This window comes from Phytoactinopolyspora mesophila, assembly GCF_010122465.1.
Taxonomy (GTDB): domain Bacteria; phylum Actinomycetota; class Actinomycetes; order Jiangellales; family Jiangellaceae; genus Phytoactinopolyspora; species Phytoactinopolyspora mesophila.
In genome coordinates this window covers 1-16,776 of sequence record NZ_WLZY01000006.1, presented here as the reverse complement: position 1 = coordinate 16,776, position 16,776 = coordinate 1, and the positions used below count along the sequence as shown (strand labels likewise).

Below are 16,776 nucleotides of genomic sequence, written 5' to 3'. Positions count from 1 at the left end.
CAGCGTGCCGCGTTTCGCACCCGCGACGACACGCAAGTCTCCTCAACGGCTACCCGCGCCGACGGGCATCTGCCAGGATCAAAGCCATGACTGGCACCAATCTCACCCGCGCCGAGGCCCGCGGTCGCGCCGAAGACGTCCAATCGTCGTCCATCGAATACGCCGTGGAACTCGATCTCACGACGGGCGACAAGACCTTCCGGTCGAGCACCACCGTACGGTTCAGAGCGGAAAAAGGCACCTCGACGTGGCTGGATCTGATCGCGCCGGCCGTGCATGAGGTCACGCTCAACGGCGTGCCGCTTGATTCTGCCGAGGTCTTCACCGGCTCCCGGGTCACGTTGCCCAAGCTGACCAAGAACAATGAGCTCACCGTCGTTGCCGACGCGGCGTATATGCGCACAGGCGAAGGTCTGCACCGCTTCGTCGACCCGGTCGACGGCGAGGTGTACCTCTACTCGCAGTTCGAGGTGGCCGATGCGCGTCGGGTATTCGCCTGCTTCGACCAGCCCGACCTCAAGGGCACGTTCTCCTTCACCGTCGACGCTCCGGCCCACTGGGTTTTGGTGTCCAACTCTCCCGCGGCCGAGGTAAGCGACGTCCGCGACGGAGTGAGACGCTGGCGCTTCGAAACGACGCCAGTCATGTCGCCGTACATCGCGGCCATCGTCGCCGGGCCGTACCACGAGGTGCGTGATGAATACATCGGCCGCAACGGCACCGTGCCGCTCGGATTGTTCTGCCGGAAGTCGCTGGCCGAGCACCTCGACCCGGACGAGTTGTTCGACGTCACCAAGCGCGGGTTCGGCTTCTTCGAGGATGTGTTCGGGCTCCCCTATCCGTTCGCCAAGTACGACCAGCTGTTCGTTCCCGAGTTCAACGCGGGAGCCATGGAGAATGCCGGAGCCGTCACAATCCGCGACGAGTACGTCTTCCGCAGCCGCGTCACCGACGCCGCATTCGAGCGCCGCGCGGAGGTGATACTGCACGAACTTGCCCACATGTGGTTCGGCGACCTGGTGACCATGAAGTGGTGGGACGACCTGTGGCTGAACGAGTCGTTCGCCACCTGGGCCAGTGTCCTCGCACAGAGCGAAGCCACGAGGTGGGAGGAGTCGTGGACGACATTCGCCGTCACCGAGAAGCTGTGGGCTCTCCGACAGGACCAGCTCCCCTCCACACATCCGGTCTCGGCGGACATCCGCGATCTCGAGGATGTTCAGGTGAATTTCGACGGCATCACCTACGCCAAAGGCGCGAGCGTGCTGAAACAGCTGGTCGCGTGGGTGGGGCGCGAGCAGTTCCTTGACGGCGTCCAGGCCTACTTCACCCAGCACGCGTGGGGCAACACCACCCTGGCCGATCTGTTCGCCCACCTGGAAGAGCAAAGCGGGCGGGACCTGTCCGGCTGGGGACAAGAATGGTTGCAGACCGCCGGTGTCAACACGCTGCGCCCGGCGGTCACCATGAACGACGGCACGTATGCCTCCGTCGCCATCGAACAGACCGCTGATCCGAGCCACCCGACGCTACGCTCACATCGGGTCGCCGTCGGCCTCTACGATCTCGACGACTCCGGCCGGCTGGTACGCCGCACGAGGGTAGAACTCGACGTGTCCGGCGAGCGCACCAACGTGCCCGAGCTGGTAGGCGAACCACGAGCCGCCCTCCTGCTCATCAACGACGACGACCTCACCTTCGCCAAGGTCCGGCTCGATGAGGTCTCCCGGCAGACCGTGGTGGATTCCATCGCTACCCTGCCGTCACTGCCCCGTGCGCTGTGCTGGACGGCAATGACGGACATGCTGCGCGATGCCGAGCTCCCCACCCGTGACTATGTTGAGCTCGTGCTGCGCGGCATCGGGAGCGAGAGCGCCATCACGGTTGTCCAGCACGTTCTCCAGACCGCCAGGATGGCGATCCTCTTGTATGCCGATCCAGCTGAACGGATGCGGCTCTCGGCACGGTGGGTGACCGGGCTGCGGGAGCTGGCCAGCTCCGCCGAGCCCGCCAGCGACGCCCAGCTGGCATTCACCCGGGCTTGGGCGTCGTCGGTCGCCAGTGAAGAGCACGCCGCAGATCTGTGGGCCCTGCTGAACGGCTCGGAAGACATCCTGCCGGGCCTGGCGGTGGACACCGACCTACGGTGGCATCTGCTGCAGCGGCTGGTGATCATCGGCCACGCCTCGGACGACGACATCGACGCCGAGCTCGAACGCGACAACACCGCCAGCGGCGAACGGCATGCCACCATGGCTCGCGCCGCCCGGCCCACCGAGCAAGCCAAGCTCGACGCCTGGCTGAGCGCCGTCGAGACCGACGAGCTTCCGAATGCCCTGCTCACCGCCACGGTGCAGGGATTCGCCCAGCCTGAGCAGCGCACGCTCCTGCTGCCCTACGTCGACCACTACCTCGAAGCTGTGCCCCGCGTCTGGGCAGAGCGGACCAATGACTCCGCCCAGACGATCATTCAAGGGCTGTTCCCCCGGCTGCTCGCCGACGCCAGCACCGCATCGCGGGTCCGGGAGTGGCTGGACACGGTGGACGAATTGCCCCAAGCCGCGCGGCGGCTCGTCGTCGAAGGACTTGCTGACCTCGACCGGGCGCTGCGAGCACAAGCCTGCGACCGCGAGGCCGCACCATGATCAGCCCGCGGCGATCTCCTCGAGCGCGGCGAGATCCTCCGGCGTCGGCCGCCATGCGGCAGCCTCGACGTTGGCCACGATCTGCTCAGGTTTGGTGGCCCCGGCGATGACCGATGCCACGGCCGGCTTCGCGGCCAACCCGCCGATCGCGACGTCGAGAATCCCGATACTCCGCTCCGCCGCGTAGCGCTCCAGCGCTTCGATCACGTCGAAGTCGGCGCCTTCGAGCCGGGCCGGCTGGGTGGCCAGCCGGCTGTCCTCCGGTGCCGCGTGCCCGCGCTTGTACTTTCCGGTCAGCAGGCCGAACTCCAGCGGGAAGAACGGCAGGATGCCGACGCCGGCGTGCTCGGCCGCCGGCACGAGTTCGGCCTCGGCAGAGCGGTCGTAAAGGGAGTACTTGTTCTGGGCGCTGATGAAACGGTCGAACCCGCTGGAACGAGCCACCCAGTCGGCGTCGGTGACTTGCCAGGCGGCAAAGTTCGACGAGCCGACATAGCGGACCTTGCCTTCGACAACCAGCTCGTGCAGGGCCCCGAGCGTCTCCTCGATCGGAGTCCGCGGATCGGGAGCGTGCATCTGATAGAGGTCGATCCAATCAGTGCCTAGGCGTTTCAGGCTCGCTTCGACGGCCTTGCGAATGTAGCGGCGGGAGCCTCGCACGCCCCAATCCGGCCCATTCGAACCTTGCATGTCCATACCGAACTTGGTGGCCACGATCACGTCGTCGCGCCGCCGGCCCAACGACTTGCCGAGCAGGGTCTCGCTTTCCCCCTGTCCGTAGATGTCTGCGGTGTCGAAAAGGGTGATGCCCTGGTCGAGTGCGGTGTCGACGACGGCACGGGTGGTGTCGGCATCTATCCGGGAGCCGAACGCATTGCACCCGAGGCCGACGACGGAAACGGTCAATCCGGATTCGCCCAACTGGCGGTGTCGCATTTCAGTCACGGTGTCTGAGCCTACCTAGCCGTGCGGCGCTCCCCCAGGCCAACATGCCCCACTTCAATACCGCCAGGTTGTGTTCGGGCCCGAGATCGGCCGGGAGCACAACCTGGCGGTATTGAAGTGGCGGCTGAACTCCGGCGAAGGTCATCCGTGACGAGTGCGAGCCTCTGTTCACGCGGGTTCCAAGGTTTCGGTCTCAGGCGACGTTGACCGAGATTCGGTGCCAGCCGGTGGCGCCGTCGGGCGCGGGCTGCGCGACGACGCCGGTCTGTTCCTCCCCGTCGGCCGTCGTCGCCCGGACCTCGAGCGCGTGTTCGCCCGGCGCGGCCTCCCACGCAAACGCCCACTGTCGCCAGGTGTCGTCGGTGAGGACCGCACCCAGGTCAGCCGATTGCCAGCCGCCGCCGTCGATCTTGACCTCCACCCGCTCGATGCCGCGGTTCTGAGCCCAGGCCGAACCAGCGACGACAACCGTGCCCGCAGCCACTCTGGCTTGATGACGCGGCACATCGATTCTCGAGGACACCTTGATAGGCCCGCGTTCCGACCACCCGCGAGTGGTCCAGTACGCGTCGAAGCTGTCGAATCGGCTGACCTCCAGCTCGACCACCCACTTGGTGGCGCTCACGTACCCGTAGAGGCCGGGCACCACCATACGCACCGGGAAGCCGTGCTCGACCGGGAGCGGTTCACCGTTCATCCCGACCGCCAGCAAGGAGTCCCGCCCGTCAGTCAGTGCCTCGAGCGGTGTGCCGCAGTTCCACCCGTCGTGTGATGTCGACAGCACCGCGTCCGCCTCGGCGAGCGGCCGGGCCAGAGCCAACACGTCGGCTACCGGCACACCGGTCCAGAGCGCGTTGCCGATCAGACTGCCACCCACCTGGTTGGAGACACAGGCCAGGGTCACCCATCGATCGACGAGTCCCATGCTGATCAGCGCGTCGTAGTCGAGTTCTACCTCCTGCTCCACCAGCCCACGGATTCGCAGCCGCCAGTCTTCGGGCGTCAGCAGAGGAAGCTGGAACGCTGTGTCTATGCGGTAGAAGTCTTCGTTCGGAGTGCGCCAGGGCTCGGCGTCCGGCACTTGGAGGTCGACGCCGGGCGGCACGTCAGGGCTTGGGAGATCGATATCTACGGCGAGTTCTTCCCGCGACGCTTCGACCACACCCCTGCTGCCGCCGATCCACCGGCCGACGGCGCCCGCTGCCACCGCAAGCGCCATGATGCCGCCGGCGCTGCGGAGGAACACGCGGCGCGCGACGTCGGTCCCAGCGCTGTCCGGGCCGTCGTGCCCGCTGCTGCCGTGTTCGCCGGCCGATCGGCCGCTTCGGTCATCGTCGTTCCCAGAGCCTGCCACGGCGCGCCCGACCAGCCACACGAGTACCGGCAACGCGACGCAGCCACCGACGAGCATGGGCACGAGGTCGGTCCCCGACGTATCCGGGCGGGAAGCGACCACCGACGCGGCGACACCGACGAGCAGCACGCCGGCCGCCACTCCGGCGGGCCGCGCCCAGGCTGTGAGGAACCCGGCGCCGGCACCGATGAGGGACAGGACGACGGCGATCCCGAAGCCCAGCGCCAGCTTGTCCGCCGTACCGAACAACGAGATCGCCGCGTCGGCCAGCCAGCCCGGCACTACCTCGATGAACCAATCCCCGACGGCCGCGATGGGCGATGCGGCAGCGCGAGACATGGCCCCCGCGACGAGCTCCGCCACACCGATGCCCAACGCGATCGCCGCCACCCCGCTCAACGCGGTCCAGCGCCGGCTGGGCGCAGCGCTCCCGCGCAGCCGTGACCAATTCCGCCGGCGTCCATTGCTGGGCCGGCCGTCCTGAGGCGCGCCCGGTGCATCGACGTTCGGGTGGGCGTTCATCCTCCGATGATGCGCCCTTTTCGGACCATTGTGTCCGCCCCCTCCCCGATCGTCATCAACCTTTAAGGACACTCGTGATCGGCGGCGATCTCAGGCACCCGGGTCAAAACGCGCAGCACAGCCGGAACAGCGCCATGTGGCCCAGAGAAACGGCAACTGGCTGGCTCTGTCAGCCGGACCGGCCCGGCTGACAGGATCGGCCCGTGAATGCAGAGCGATCAGCCACACACACCTTCCACCATGCAAGCCAACTTCGGGCAGAGCATCCCCGGCTGGCGGCGGGGGTGCTCTTCGCCGTCGGCATCAGCGCTGACGCCGATGTCAGCGGCCCCGTGGAACATCTCACCGGAATCGCCAGCTCACGGCTCTCGGCAGCATCGGAGAGCGAACTGCCTGAGGTGCAGGCCTGGCGTCGCGCGTTCTCGCGGATGGGGCTCAAGCCCACCCAGTTCCGGTGCGCCTCCGAGTCGTTGCTGCGTCGCCTGCGAAAGGAGGGCGCCCTGCCGCGGATTCATCCGCTGATCGACCTCTGCAATGCGGCATCGGTCGCTTTCGCGACGCCGGTGGCGGTGCTGGACGTTTCAAAGATCACCTGGCCGCTCGAGGTCCGTCATGCCAGCGGCGACGAGCAGTACACGACATTCTCCGGAGAGATCGAGAACCCGGCACCAGGCGAAGTGATCTTCGCGGACAGCGCCGGGCGAGCACACGCGCGGCGGTGGACGAACCGGCAAAGCGGCTATTCCGCGGTCAACGACGCAACGGACTCCGTGTTGATCGTTGCCGAAGCTCTACACGAATCGGCCCTTACCGACATTCAGGAACTCACGGCGACGCTGACAAACGCGCTGAACACTATCTGGGCGGTTGTCCCGGCCACGGCGATACTGACCCACCAGCAGCCCCGGTTCGACTTCTCACCCGCGCAGCATGTCACCTCGTGACAGGTGGCATGCCGCGCCTGGCATAGGTTGACGATCAGCCAAGGCGGTCGAACAGCAGCGGGGCAATGGCGCGGAAAGCCCGGCCCCGGTGGCTGATCGCGTTCTTCTCCTCGGGTGTCATCTCGGCCGTCGCGCGGGTGTCGCCTTCCGGAACGAAGATGGGGTCATAGCCGAAACCGCCGGCACCACGCGGCTCTCGCAACAGGGTTCCGGGCAGGCGGCCCTCCTGGACTATCTCCTGACCGGTGGCCGGATCGCGCGGGTCGACGAACGCCGCGACACAGACGAAGGCCGCGCCACGGTGCTCGTCCGGGACGTCGCGTAACTGGCCCAGCAACAGTTCCAAGTTCGCTGCATCGTCACCATGGCGTCCGCACCATCGCCCGGAGAACACACCAGGCATGCCGTTCATGGCATCGACGCTGATCCCCGAGTCGTCGGCCAGCGCCGGCAACCCGGTGACCTCAGCCACTGTCCGAGCTTTGAGCAGCGCGTTCTCGGTGAACGTCAGGCCGGACTCAACGACGTCGTCGACGTCGGGAAATTCCGTGACACCCACCAGATCGAGAGGCGCTCCCGCATCACCGAGAATCCGGCGTATCTCGACCACCTTGTGTTCGTTGCGGGAGGCCAGCACCACCCGCGGTGGCGTTGCCGTCATGAGGCCAAGGCCTGCCGCTGGAGTTCGGTCAACCGCGCACAGCCTGTCTCGGCCAATCCGAGCAGTGAATCCAGCTCCGACCGGGCGAACGGCGCGGCCTCGGCCGTGCCCTGCACCTCGATGTACGTGCCGGCGCCGGTCATCACCACATTCATGTCGGTGTCGGCGCGCACGTCCTCTTGGTAGTTCAGGTCCAGCAACGGCTCACCGTCGACGACACCCACGGAGATCGCGGCGATCGAATCGTGCAGCACGTTCTCACCCGCAAGCAGGCTGTGTTCGCGCAGCCAGGTCACGGCGTCGTGCAGCGCGACGTAAGCTCCGGTGATCGCGGCCGTACGGGTTCCGCCGTCGGCCTGAAGTACGTCGCAGTCCACCATCAGCGTGTTCTCGCCGAGAACCGACATGTCAACGACGCCGCGTAGCGAGCGGCCCACCAGCCGGGAGATCTCGTGCGTGCGGCCACCCACCCGACCCTTGATCGACTCGCGGTCAGACCGGGTGTTGGTGGAGCGGGGCAGCATCGCGTACTCAGCGGTGACCCACCCCTGGCCGGATCCTTTGCGCCAGCGTGGCACGCCTTCGGTGGCCGAGACGGCGCACAGCACCCGTGTCTTGCCGAACTCGACGAGGACCGAACCCTCGGCGTGATCGAGCCATCCGCGGGTGAAGCGGACCTGCCGGAGTTCATCGGCGCTACGGCCGTCAATTCGAGTCATAGGCCGAGGCTATCGACGCCTACCGACAGGGGACACAGCCGGGCCGGTCGGATGGCTGTGTCCTGATCTACCACTCGCACCCACAACTCCGTGTTGATCATGGGCAAAAGCAGAGTTGAATCGTTTGAACACCGGCAGGTGCCCATGATCAACACGGGTTGGTGCACCCGTGCCCGGCACTAAGGACCCGCGCGACCGCTAAATCGGGAAGACCTCGAAGCTGCTTGCGTAGCGGCACCCCAGGCGGGTGCCGGCCTGGCGAGCGAAACCCTCCAGGAACTCGGCCGGATCCATGCCGTCGCCGAGCCCTTCCAGGTACTGCCGGTGCGCCCGCAACGATTCCAGGCCCAGCTCGAACGTCTCCGTGGTGTCGACGGCGTGGCGTCCTTCCGGCGATGCCGCCGCCCAGACCGCCCGGACACCGTTCCACGGCTCGAGTCCTTCATCCAGCAACTCACGGAAAACCCAACGGTTCCCGGCGTCACGCACAGCATCGAGCACAGCGCGGCCACCGGCGATGTGATCGGCCTGGTTGAGAAACTCACCGCCATAAGTCTCGCGGAAATTGCCGGTCAGCACGATCTCCGGGCGGTGCTGCCGAATCGAACGAGACAGGGCACGACGCAGCGGCAGACCATACTCGAGCACGCCGTCGGAGAAGCCGAGGAACTCGACGTCGTCCACGCCCACGATGCGCGCCGAGGCGCGCTGTTCCTGTTCGCGGATCGGGCCGGCCACTTCCGGTGGTATCGCGTCGATGCCGGCTTCGCCGCTGGTGATCATCGAGTAGATGACGGTCTTGCCTTGCGCCGTCCATCGGGCCACGGCGGCTGCCGCGCCGTACTCGATGTCGTCAGGGTGCGGGGCGATGAACAGCGCCCGCTGCCAATCCTCAGGTAACGGCTCGAGCGGTTCCGGTGCTGCCTGGGTGTCAGTCATTGAGACGTTCCCCTCCCTCAGAGCTCGAACGTGGCACCAGTGCGTGCGGCCTCCACCGGCCCGGCGAACGCCGTCCGGGCCTCCGCCACTGCCTCTTCGGCGTCTCCCCATGGTGGCACGTGAGTGACCACAAGCCGTCTCACTCCGGCCTGCCGGGCGTGCTCCCCGGCCTCGCGGCCGGTCAGGTGCAAGTCGGGAGGGTTGTCCTCACCTTCGCGGAAGGCGGCCTCACACAGGAGCAGATCCGCCCCCCGGGCCAGGTCCACGAGGGCTTGGGTCGGGCCGGTATCACCGGAGTAGACCAGGGTTTGGTCGCCGTGCTCGAGCCTGATCGCATAGGCAGGGACGGGATGCGCCACCCGGCTCACCCGCACGTTCAGCTCACCGACGGTGAATCCACCGCCGGGGTAGGCGCGAAACTCGAACTCGTTGGACATGCCCGGATCCGGGTCCTCACCGTAAGCGACAGCCAGCCGCTCCGCGGTATTCTCCGGCCCCCAGACGGGGACTCGCCGACGAGGTTGGTGGGGACCGTAACGCAAGGCGACGTAATAGCCGCACAGGTCCATGAAATGGTCGGGATGCAGGTGACTGATCAGTACGGCATCGATCTCGCCTAGGCCTTCGCTGCCCACCTGGCGTTGGAGTTCACTCAGCGCGCCGTTACCCAGATCGACAACGACGCGTGTGGTACCGGCTTCGACGAGGTACGACGACGCGGACGACGCCGGTCCCGGCAACGATCCCGAGCACCCCAGAACCGTCAGCCGCATGCGGCCACCTCCACCCGTGCCGCGTTGACCGAACTGGAGACCGGATCCGTCGGCGCACCAGAGCTTTCCATCCTCAACAGCACGACCGTCACGACACGGTCACCTCCCGACTGATCACCGGAAACTCCGCCGTCTCCTCGACCACGCCGATCTCCGGCCCGAGGAACCGGTGTGCGAGCTTGCCGAACGAATGCGGATCGCCGGTCGACCGGAACTGATGATCCGGAGCCGGCAATGCGTCCGCTCGCAGGAGGTTCTCTGAGGTGAGCACCCGGTACACATCCTTAGCCGTCTCTTCCGCACTGCTGACGAGGGTGACGGCGTCACCCATCACATAGGAGACGACGCCGGTGAGCATCGGATAGTGGGTACACCCGAGCACCAGCGTGTCCACGCCCGCACGGCGGACGTCGTCGAGATAACCATGGGCCACACGCTCCAGCTCGGGGCCGTGCGTGATTCCCTTCTCGACGAACTCGACGAACCGGGGGCAAGCCTGTGTAGTGATGCGCAGTTGGGGAGCCGCGGCGAACGAGTCTTCGTAGGCTTTGGAATTGACAGTGGCCCGCGTCCCGATGACGCCGATGTGCCCGTTGCGCGTCGCCGCGACCGCGCGGCGCACCGCGGGCTGGATGACCTCGACTACAGGAACGTCGTACCGCTCACGAGCATCACGCAACATCGCGCTGCTGGCCGTATTGCAGGCGATGACCAGCATCTTCACGCCTTCGGCCACCAACGTGTCGAGAATCTCCAACGCATAGGCGCGTACTTGGGCGATCGGCTGCGGACCGTAGGGGGTGCGAGCGGTGTCACCGACATAGAGAACTGACTCGTGCGGCAGCTGGTCCAGCACCGCGCGTGCGACGGTGAGCCCACCGACGCCGCTATCGAAGATGCCGATCGGCGCGTCATTGTCCGCTGCGTCGTTCATCGATCCCTGAGATTACGCGCTTTGCGGCTTCATGATTATGAAAAGTGTCCAACGACACGTCGTGCGCCTGGCCGGCAGTCAAGGTGGTCGACGTCGCTCCGGCTCAAGCCCAGAGCTGACCGTCGAGTTTGTCCTCGGCATCGTCGAGGGTGCCTTCATAGGCGCCGGTGGAGAGGTATTTCCAGCCGGCGTCAGCGACGACGAACGCGATGTCCGCGCGTTCACCGGCCGCTGCCGCCTTCCGGGCGACACCCAGCGCGGCGTGCACGACGGCGCCGGTGGAGATGCCCGCGAAGATTCCCTCGTGTTCGAGCAACTCACGAGTCCGTTTGACCGCGTCCCGTGGGCCCACCGAGAAGCGCGAAGTGAGCACCGACTCGTCGTACAGCTCTGGCACGAAGCCTTCGTCGAGGTTGCGCAACCCGTACACGAGCTCGCCGTACCGCGGCTCCGCCGCGACGATCTGCACGCCCGGGACCTTCTCCCGCAAATATCGGCCGACGCCCATCAGGGTGCCGGTGGTGCCGAGCCCAGCGACGAAATGGGTGATCTCCGGGAGGTCTTCGAGCAGCTCCGGGCCGGTGGTCTCGTAGTGAGCAGCTGCATTGGCCGGGTTGCCGTACTGGTACAACATGACCCAGTCAGGGTGCTCGGCGGCGAGCCCTTTGGCCACTCGTACTGCTTCGTTGGACCCGCCCGCGGCCGGGGACGGGATGATCTGCGCTCCCCACATCCGCAGCAGCTGGCGTCGCTCCTCAGACGTGTTCTCCGGCATGACACAGATGAGCTGGTACCCCTTCAGCTTCGCGGCCATCGCCAGCGAGATTCCGGTGTTGCCGGACGTCGGTTCGAGGATGGTGCAACCTGGTGTGAGCTGGCCTGCCGCTTCGGCCGCTTCGATCATCCGCAGGGCCGGGCGATCCTTCACCGAACCGGTCGGGTTGCGGTCCTCCAACTTCGCCCACAACCGGACCTCGGCGGACGGGGACAGCCGCGGAAGCCCGACCAGCGGAGTCCGGCCGAGCGAGGCAAGTAGGGACTCGTAGCGCATCGGATCGGTGTCGTCTCAGGCGCCGCCGGCCACGGCGGGCAGCACGGTCACCGAGTCGCCGTCAGAGAGTGGTGTCTTCAGCCCGTCGAGAAAGCGGATGTCTTCGTCGTTCAGATAGACGTTGACGAACCGGCGCAGCTCACCGTTGTCGATCAGCCGATCACGCAAGCCTTGGTGGCGCGACTCGAGATCGTCGATGAGCGCCGACAGGGTGTCGCCGCTGCCTTCGACGACCTTGGCGCCGCCGGTGTATTGACGCAGGATCGTGGGGATACGGACCTCGACGGCCATCGAATCTAGCTCCCAGTGGTCTCGGTTGGCTCAAGCAGCTGACGTGTCAGTCCCGAAAGGACGCGGACATTCACGCCAACATTCACAACGGCCCTATCATTCCCGAGCGCTGTGCGCCGACGCCCGTCGGGCCTCCGGCACGTTGCCACCGGCTGACCACACCGCTGGCAACCGTCACGCCAGCCCTCAGGGTTCGATGATCTTGACTTTCTCCTCGGTCACGTCGCCGTCGGCGATGCGGAACGAGCGGAATTCGGTGTGATGGTCGTCGCGGGTGGACACGAGCACGTAATGGGCGAACGGCTCGGATGCGATCGAGATATCCGTGCGGGACGGGTACGCTTCCGTGGCCGTGTGCGAGTGATAGATCACGACGGGGTCTTCGTCGCGCTCGTCCATCTCCCGGTACAGCCGCAGCAAGTCCATCGAATCGAACTCGTAGAACGTAGGCGAGCGCGCGGCGTTGAGCATCGGGATGAACCGCTCCGGGCGATCCGACCCGGCCGGGCCAGCCACGACGCCACACGCTTCGTCGGGGTGGTCGCGGCGGGCATGTTCGATGATGGCGTCGACGATTTCGCGGCGGATGGTCAGCACCTCGACAGCATACGAACCTCCGCCCGCGAGGCCGGGTCCCGGCCTCGCGGGCGTCACTCGGCGGGCTGGAAGGCGGTCAGCTTGTCCGGGTTGACAACCAGGAAGACTCCGCTGATCACGTCGTCGGCGACCGCGAAGGTGATGGCGTGGGTCGTCCCCTCGGCCTGGAGCACTGCGCCCGGGGAGCCGTTGAGCTCGATCGGTGTGATCGCGAACGTGTTGCGGCTGTAAATGCCGGCGAAGAACCGGCTTACTCGGTCCAGGCCGTGGACGGCGTTGCGCGCGGCCCTGGCCTTGCCGCCGCTGTCGGACCAGACGACGACGTCATCGCGCAGCACCGTCCGCAGCGCCGCCAGGTCCCCGTCGCGGGCGGCTTCGAGAAATCGTTCGAGCAGCCTGGCGTGTTCACGCCGGCTTGGCCGGAAACGGCGGCGATCCTGGCCGATCCGTTGCGACGCGCGCCGGTGCAGTTGCCGGCAATGCTCGGCTGTGCGTTCCACCGTCTCGGCGATCTCGGCATAAGGCAGCTCGAACGCCTGCCGGAGCACGAAGACGGCCCGTTCCACCGGGTCGAGACGCTCCATCAGATGCATGGTGGCAGTCGCCACCGAGTCTCGCTGAACGGAAGTCTCCAGCGGATCGAGCCACGACGCCGCCTCGGTTGGCACCGGTTCAGGGAGCCACGAACCGACGTACGTGTTCTGGGCAGCCCGAGCCTGCAGCCGGTCGATCGCCAGCCTGGTGACGATCCTGGTCAGGTAACGACGCGGTTCCCGGATCCGATCGCGTTCGACGTTCAGCCATTTCAAGAACGCGTCCTGCAGGACGTCGTCCGCCTCGGAGACGCTGCCGAGCAGCCGGTATGCCACCCCGAACAGCATCGGCCGATGCTGTTGAAGCTGCTCGGCAGCATCAACAGCGCCAGCCGCAGGCGAGACATCATTCGCCGAGGTGCCTGCCGCACAGAGGCCGGTCACGGCTACTCCGGGGGCGCCTTCCGCGTTGGCACGGCGATGCGGTTCCACAAGTTGATTGTCCCAATCGTGAGCACCAGGTCGGCCAATTCTCTCTCATTCCAGAATGCCGCCGCCGCATCCCAGACGTCATCGGGGACGCCGTGCTCGCCTAGCTCGGTGACAGCGTCCGTCAACGCCAGCGCGGCACGCTCCCGGTCGGAGAAGAAGGGCGCGTCCCGCCAGGCAGCCACCGCGAACAGCCGACGGCTGTCCTCGCCTGCCGCCAGGGCGTCCCCGCTGTGCATGTCCACGCAGAATGCACACCCATTGGTCATGGAAGCACGCAGTTTGATCAGGTGAAACACAGTGGGTTCAACGTTCGTGCTGACGTACTTCTCCAACGCGAGCACAGCGCGGAACCCCTCGGGCGCAGCCACTGCAAGGTCGATTCGCTGACTCATGTGCAGTCTCCTGTCGTGTCGGTCATTGATGGACTCACCCTGACGACAGCTCCGGCGAGGTCGCGCGTGACAAAGCCCGATGTGATCCGCCACACACGGCGCTTAGCGCCCACGCGCCGTGCTGGTGATCGTTACCTCCAGCGTGTCACCCTCCCCGTGAGATCTCGGAGAGTGAGGGAGCCGGCGTGGACTCAACGAGCACTGAGCGGATTGATCCACATCAGGTCAGCAAACCGGCCGAAGTCCGCGTCGTTGGAATGCAGTTCCGCCCGCTCTTCGATGGCGTATGCCGCCAGCTGGGCGTCGGTGGTGAGGTTTGCCGCTGTTCCCATGCCGTCCAGCAGACCCAAGGCAATGTCCAGATGTTTTGGCCCCGGCGTCAGCAGATCGACGCGCGGCTGGGCCAACCAGTCCCGCACATGGCGGGTCGCATCTGTGATCGCCATCGGCGATTCGAGGACTCGCGGGTTGGTCACCAGCCGCAAGAAGCCGAACACGGCCGGAGAGGTCAGACCGACTGGCGTCGTGCCGTTGAGCGTCTCCTCCAACCACGCACGCGCAGGCTGATGCTGAGGAAAGCCGTCGATAGTCGCGTACAGCAGCAAGTTGACGTCAGGGATGATCACGACGAGCGCAGCGCCTTACCGACCGTCGGTTCGTCCTCGATCTCGTCAGCCAAGCGGTTCAAGCCGGCTAGGTCGACCCCGGGCCGGATGCCCGAGTGATGAGGAACGACCTTGTATATGGCCTGGTCAGTCCGCGGAGGTGTCAGAGCTCGCCGCAGCGCGTCGTTAACCACCTGTTTCATCGGCCGACGCTGCTGATGGACTGCTTCCTCAATCAATCGAGCGACGTCCTCATCGAGAGTCAAGGTGGTTCGCATATTGACATCATGATGCCTTGCCCGAAGAGCGTCAAGATGCCGGAGGCAAGTGTGAGTGACGCGCCCGGCTGCCCCATCGGCTCGCAGAACGGCGATTGAGGGCGCCACCGCGCCGTGGCGCCTACGTGGGCGTGTCAGTTCGGGCTCGGTCCAGGCGGGATTATTCCCGGCAGATCCTCCCCTGGAGGCTCTTGGACGACGGGCTTGGGCCCGGCCGGGCTCAGGCAAACCCGATTCCGTCCGCTGTTCTTCGCCTCATACAGTGCCGAATCGGCAGCTAGCAGGAGTTCGTCGAGCGTGGAGATGCCTTTCGCCGGATACACCGCGCCACCGATCGACGCGGTCAAGTTGACGGTATCTCCGAGCCCGACGTCGCCCGGCGGCTGAAGCGTCAGCGACTCGATACGCAGCCTGATTCGCTCGGCGACGCGCTTCAACGAATCCTCGCTACCCACGTCCGGCAACACGACGGCGAACTCTTCACCGCCCCAACGGCCGCATGCATCGTCATCTCGGACCTCGGCCTGAAGTTCGAGTGCGACAGCTTGAAGTACCTCGTCACCGAACGGGTGGCCGTAGGTGTCGTTGATGCGTTTGAAGTGGTCGAGATCGACCATGAGCAAGCCCATCGTCGAGCCACGATCGTCGGTGCGTGCCAAAGTCTGCTCGGCGAACTCGTGCCACCATCCGGCCGAGGCAAGTCCGGTCTTCGTATCTTGGCGAGAAGCACGCTGATACTGATTGACCAATGCGCTGCGATGAAGAACAACGATCGCGACAATTACGCCCGGCAACACGAATGGATTCGCTACAAGAATGACGGCTACCACTAACCCCAAGCCGTAAGCGCCCAGCTCAAGGAACTGCTGGCTAAAGTTTGTGAACAAGTCGCGCACACGCCGGGAAGCGTCCGAGATCGCAATAGCAGCCATGACCATCCCGGCATTGATAATCCACCGAAGCAGTCCAGCAACGACAATGACCCCCAGGTCTACGAACGCTGCGGGCGCCGAACTCGCCGGCGGGCCTGGGTAAGCGCTCATCCCATGCGCTAATACGAACGAAGCCGCATAAGCCCCGTTCAGAACGGTTGAGCAGGAGAAGACCCAGCGATGCTTCAGGTTATTCCTGGAAATAAGCTGAACCCTGCTCCAGGAGATCCAGTAGTTGACGATAATCAACAGCGTCACAAGCGGCAGCGGTAGGACGATCACTGCGGCAAACGTCCAGACGGCCTTGGTGTCGACATACGCCACGGAGCTAAGGCGAGAGTATTCGCGCTTCCGATCGACATGTCGCGTCAGCTCGGTTGCAAGCCACACACAGACGATGAGCACAGCGAATAGACGTAGATCCTCAAGCTCAACTGGCACAGTGAAGGCTGTCGCGAGCGCTACCACAGCTGCGAGGAAGTTGACACCCAACACGTAGGCGAGCAGCGGGCTCGGCAACTGCCAAAGGGCCCAGCCCCCAGACCACCTTCGTGGTCGACTCATCACGCGCACCTGCCTCCGCCGTCGCAGATAACCAGTCCCCGTGACCAAGCGTTCCTATCGTAGCTTGCTGAGGGACCGCCGTCGCCCCCGAATATGGACAATGGATACGTTATCGGGCGCGGCAGCTTGCGTCATCGTACGCGTCCGGGCCGAGGAACAGTAGGGAATCGCCGATGCGGCATCTGACGAACCACAGATAGCTGGCCCAAGTCCGCCGTGTGCTGCCACACCGCTCGAGAGACCCGGAAGTTCCAGGCGGAGCCGCGGAATGGGGGTTGATGCGACAAGCAACAACCTCCAAACACCTCGCGCGCTCGCCACGCCAACGCCACCCCACAGAAAGGAACCCGCCATGCGCGACAACCACTGGACCCCGTAACCACCCACAACCCCACCCCACAGAAAGGAACCCCACCATGCGCGACAACCACTGGACCCCGTAACCACCCACAACCCCACCCCACAGAAAGGAACCCCACCATGCGCGACAACCACTGGACCCCGTAACCACCCACAACCCCACCCCACAAAGGAGAACCCCCATGCGCGACAACCACTGGTAACCCACCCACCGACCCCACAACCCCACCCCACAAAGGAGAACC

General features: G+C 65.6%; 17 protein-coding genes. 2 read left to right on the top strand and 15 right to left on the bottom strand.

Translation table 11 applies throughout. The features are described 5' to 3' along the window. Nucleotides 1-86 precede the first annotated feature (86 nt). Nucleotides 87-2,645, top strand: coding sequence for an aminopeptidase N (pepN, locus tag F7O44_RS17195; protein ID WP_162451522.1), 2,559 nt, complete (start codon nucleotides 87-89; stop codon nucleotides 2,643-2,645). Here pepN and F7O44_RS17190 read toward each other — a convergent pair whose 3' ends face one another. Both F7O44_RS17190 and F7O44_RS17185 read right to left on the bottom strand, forming a co-directional pair. After that, nucleotides 2,646-3,581 carry an aldo/keto reductase gene (locus F7O44_RS17190; protein WP_162451839.1) on the bottom strand — a complete coding sequence of 312 codons (936 nt, stop codon included), beginning with the start codon at nucleotides 3,579-3,581 and terminating at the stop codon, nucleotides 2,646-2,648. Nucleotides 3,582-3,783: 202 nt separating this feature from the next. Continuing rightward, nucleotides 3,784-5,466, bottom strand: a complete 1,683-nt coding sequence (locus F7O44_RS17185) for a molybdopterin-dependent oxidoreductase (RefSeq protein WP_162451521.1) — start codon at nucleotides 5,464-5,466, stop codon at nucleotides 3,784-3,786. Nucleotides 5,467-5,669: 203 nt separating this feature from the next. Between F7O44_RS17185 and F7O44_RS17180 the strand changes: the two genes are divergently transcribed. After that, entirely contained in the window at nucleotides 5,670-6,410 is a 741-nt protein-coding gene (locus tag F7O44_RS17180; RefSeq protein ID WP_162451520.1) for a phenylalanine--tRNA ligase beta subunit-related protein, read from the top strand. 34 nt (nucleotides 6,411-6,444) lie between these two features. Here the strand turns inward: F7O44_RS17180 and rdgB are convergent, their stop codons facing one another. From rdgB to F7O44_RS17115, 13 genes are all read right to left on the bottom strand, one after another. After that, nucleotides 6,445-7,071, bottom strand: coding sequence for an RdgB/HAM1 family non-canonical purine NTP pyrophosphatase (rdgB, locus tag F7O44_RS17175; protein ID WP_162451519.1), 627 nt, complete (start codon nucleotides 7,069-7,071; stop codon nucleotides 6,445-6,447). Then, nucleotides 7,068-7,790, bottom strand: coding sequence for a ribonuclease PH (gene rph / locus F7O44_RS17170; RefSeq protein WP_162451518.1), 723 nt, complete (start codon nucleotides 7,788-7,790; stop codon nucleotides 7,068-7,070). Before rph ends, rdgB begins: the two co-directional genes overlap by 4 nt. 198 nt (nucleotides 7,791-7,988) lie before the next feature. Beyond that, a complete protein-coding gene (locus tag F7O44_RS17165) occupies nucleotides 7,989-8,729 on the bottom strand; it encodes a PIG-L deacetylase family protein (RefSeq protein WP_162451517.1) in 741 nt (246 codons plus the stop codon). Between the two features lie 17 nt (nucleotides 8,730-8,746). Beyond that, entirely contained in the window at nucleotides 8,747-9,502 is a 756-nt protein-coding gene (locus F7O44_RS17160) for an MBL fold metallo-hydrolase (RefSeq protein ID WP_162451516.1), read from the bottom strand. Nucleotides 9,503-9,590: 88 nt separating this feature from the next. Beyond that, entirely contained in the window at nucleotides 9,591-10,436 is an 846-nt protein-coding gene (gene murI / locus F7O44_RS17155) for a glutamate racemase (protein ID WP_162451515.1), read from the bottom strand. Nucleotides 10,437-10,539: 103 nt separating this feature from the next. Continuing rightward, the gene (locus F7O44_RS17150) at nucleotides 10,540-11,487 is read right to left on the bottom strand and encodes a PLP-dependent cysteine synthase family protein (protein ID WP_162451514.1); all 948 of its coding nucleotides are present in this window, start codon (nucleotides 11,485-11,487) and stop codon (nucleotides 10,540-10,542) included. A gap of 15 nt (nucleotides 11,488-11,502) precedes the next feature. Continuing rightward, on the bottom strand, nucleotides 11,503-11,778 hold the full coding sequence (locus tag F7O44_RS17145) for a MoaD/ThiS family protein (RefSeq protein WP_162451513.1): 276 nt from the start codon (nucleotides 11,776-11,778) through the stop codon (nucleotides 11,503-11,505). Nucleotides 11,779-11,964: 186 nt separating this feature from the next. Beyond that, nucleotides 11,965-12,375 carry a Mov34/MPN/PAD-1 family protein gene (locus F7O44_RS17140; RefSeq protein WP_162451512.1) on the bottom strand — a complete coding sequence of 137 codons (411 nt, stop codon included), beginning with the start codon at nucleotides 12,373-12,375 and terminating at the stop codon, nucleotides 11,965-11,967. Between the two features lie 53 nt (nucleotides 12,376-12,428). Next, complete coding sequence (gene sigJ, locus F7O44_RS17135; RefSeq protein WP_222851447.1) at nucleotides 12,429-13,400, bottom strand: RNA polymerase sigma factor SigJ; 972 nt, start codon at nucleotides 13,398-13,400, stop codon at nucleotides 12,429-12,431. Continuing rightward, the gene (locus F7O44_RS17130; protein ID WP_162451511.1) at nucleotides 13,355-13,792 is read right to left on the bottom strand and encodes a carboxymuconolactone decarboxylase family protein; all 438 of its coding nucleotides are present in this window, start codon (nucleotides 13,790-13,792) and stop codon (nucleotides 13,355-13,357) included. The genes sigJ and F7O44_RS17130 overlap by 46 nt, the downstream gene beginning before the upstream one ends. A 191-nt stretch (nucleotides 13,793-13,983) precedes the next feature. Further along, complete coding sequence (locus tag F7O44_RS17125; protein WP_162451510.1) at nucleotides 13,984-14,418, bottom strand: TA system VapC family ribonuclease toxin; 435 nt, start codon at nucleotides 14,416-14,418, stop codon at nucleotides 13,984-13,986. After that, entirely contained in the window at nucleotides 14,415-14,600 is a 186-nt protein-coding gene (locus F7O44_RS17120; RefSeq protein WP_281353596.1) for a hypothetical protein, read from the bottom strand. The genes F7O44_RS17125 and F7O44_RS17120 overlap by 4 nt, the downstream gene beginning before the upstream one ends. Nucleotides 14,601-14,809: 209 nt before the next feature. Continuing rightward, entirely contained in the window at nucleotides 14,810-15,931 is a 1,122-nt protein-coding gene (locus F7O44_RS17115) for a GGDEF domain-containing protein (protein WP_222851446.1), read from the bottom strand. Between the last annotated feature and the right edge of the window lie 845 nt (nucleotides 15,932-16,776).

Coding starts and splice junctions, on each gene's coding strand:
- F7O44_RS17185 (WP_162451521.1), bottom strand. CDS start 5,466: ATGAACGCCCACCCGAACGTCGATGCACCGGGCGCGCCTCAGGACGGC.
- F7O44_RS17130 (WP_162451511.1), bottom strand. CDS start 13,792: ATGAGTCAGCGAATCGACCTTGCAGTGGCTGCGCCCGAGGGGTTCCGC.
- F7O44_RS17150 (WP_162451514.1), bottom strand. CDS start 11,487: ATGCGCTACGAGTCCCTACTTGCCTCGCTCGGCCGGACTCCGCTGGTC.
- F7O44_RS17160 (WP_162451516.1), bottom strand. CDS start 9,502: ATGCGGCTGACGGTTCTGGGGTGCTCGGGATCGTTGCCGGGACCGGCG.
- rdgB (WP_162451519.1), bottom strand. CDS start 7,071: ATGACGGCAACGCCACCGCGGGTGGTGCTGGCCTCCCGCAACGAACAC.
- F7O44_RS17190 (WP_162451839.1), bottom strand. CDS start 3,581: ATGCGACACCGCCAGTTGGGCGAATCCGGATTGACCGTTTCCGTCGTC.
- F7O44_RS17145 (WP_162451513.1), bottom strand. CDS start 11,778: ATGGCCGTCGAGGTCCGTATCCCCACGATCCTGCGTCAATACACCGGC.
- pepN (WP_162451522.1), top strand. CDS start 87: ATGACTGGCACCAATCTCACCCGCGCCGAGGCCCGCGGTCGCGCCGAA.
- F7O44_RS17165 (WP_162451517.1), bottom strand. CDS start 8,729: ATGACTGACACCCAGGCAGCACCGGAACCGCTCGAGCCGTTACCTGAG.
- F7O44_RS17120 (WP_281353596.1), bottom strand. CDS start 14,600: ATGAAACAGGTGGTTAACGACGCGCTGCGGCGAGCTCTGACACCTCCG.
- murI (WP_162451515.1), bottom strand. CDS start 10,436: ATGAACGACGCAGCGGACAATGACGCGCCGATCGGCATCTTCGATAGC.
- rph (WP_162451518.1), bottom strand. CDS start 7,790: ATGACTCGAATTGACGGCCGTAGCGCCGATGAACTCCGGCAGGTCCGC.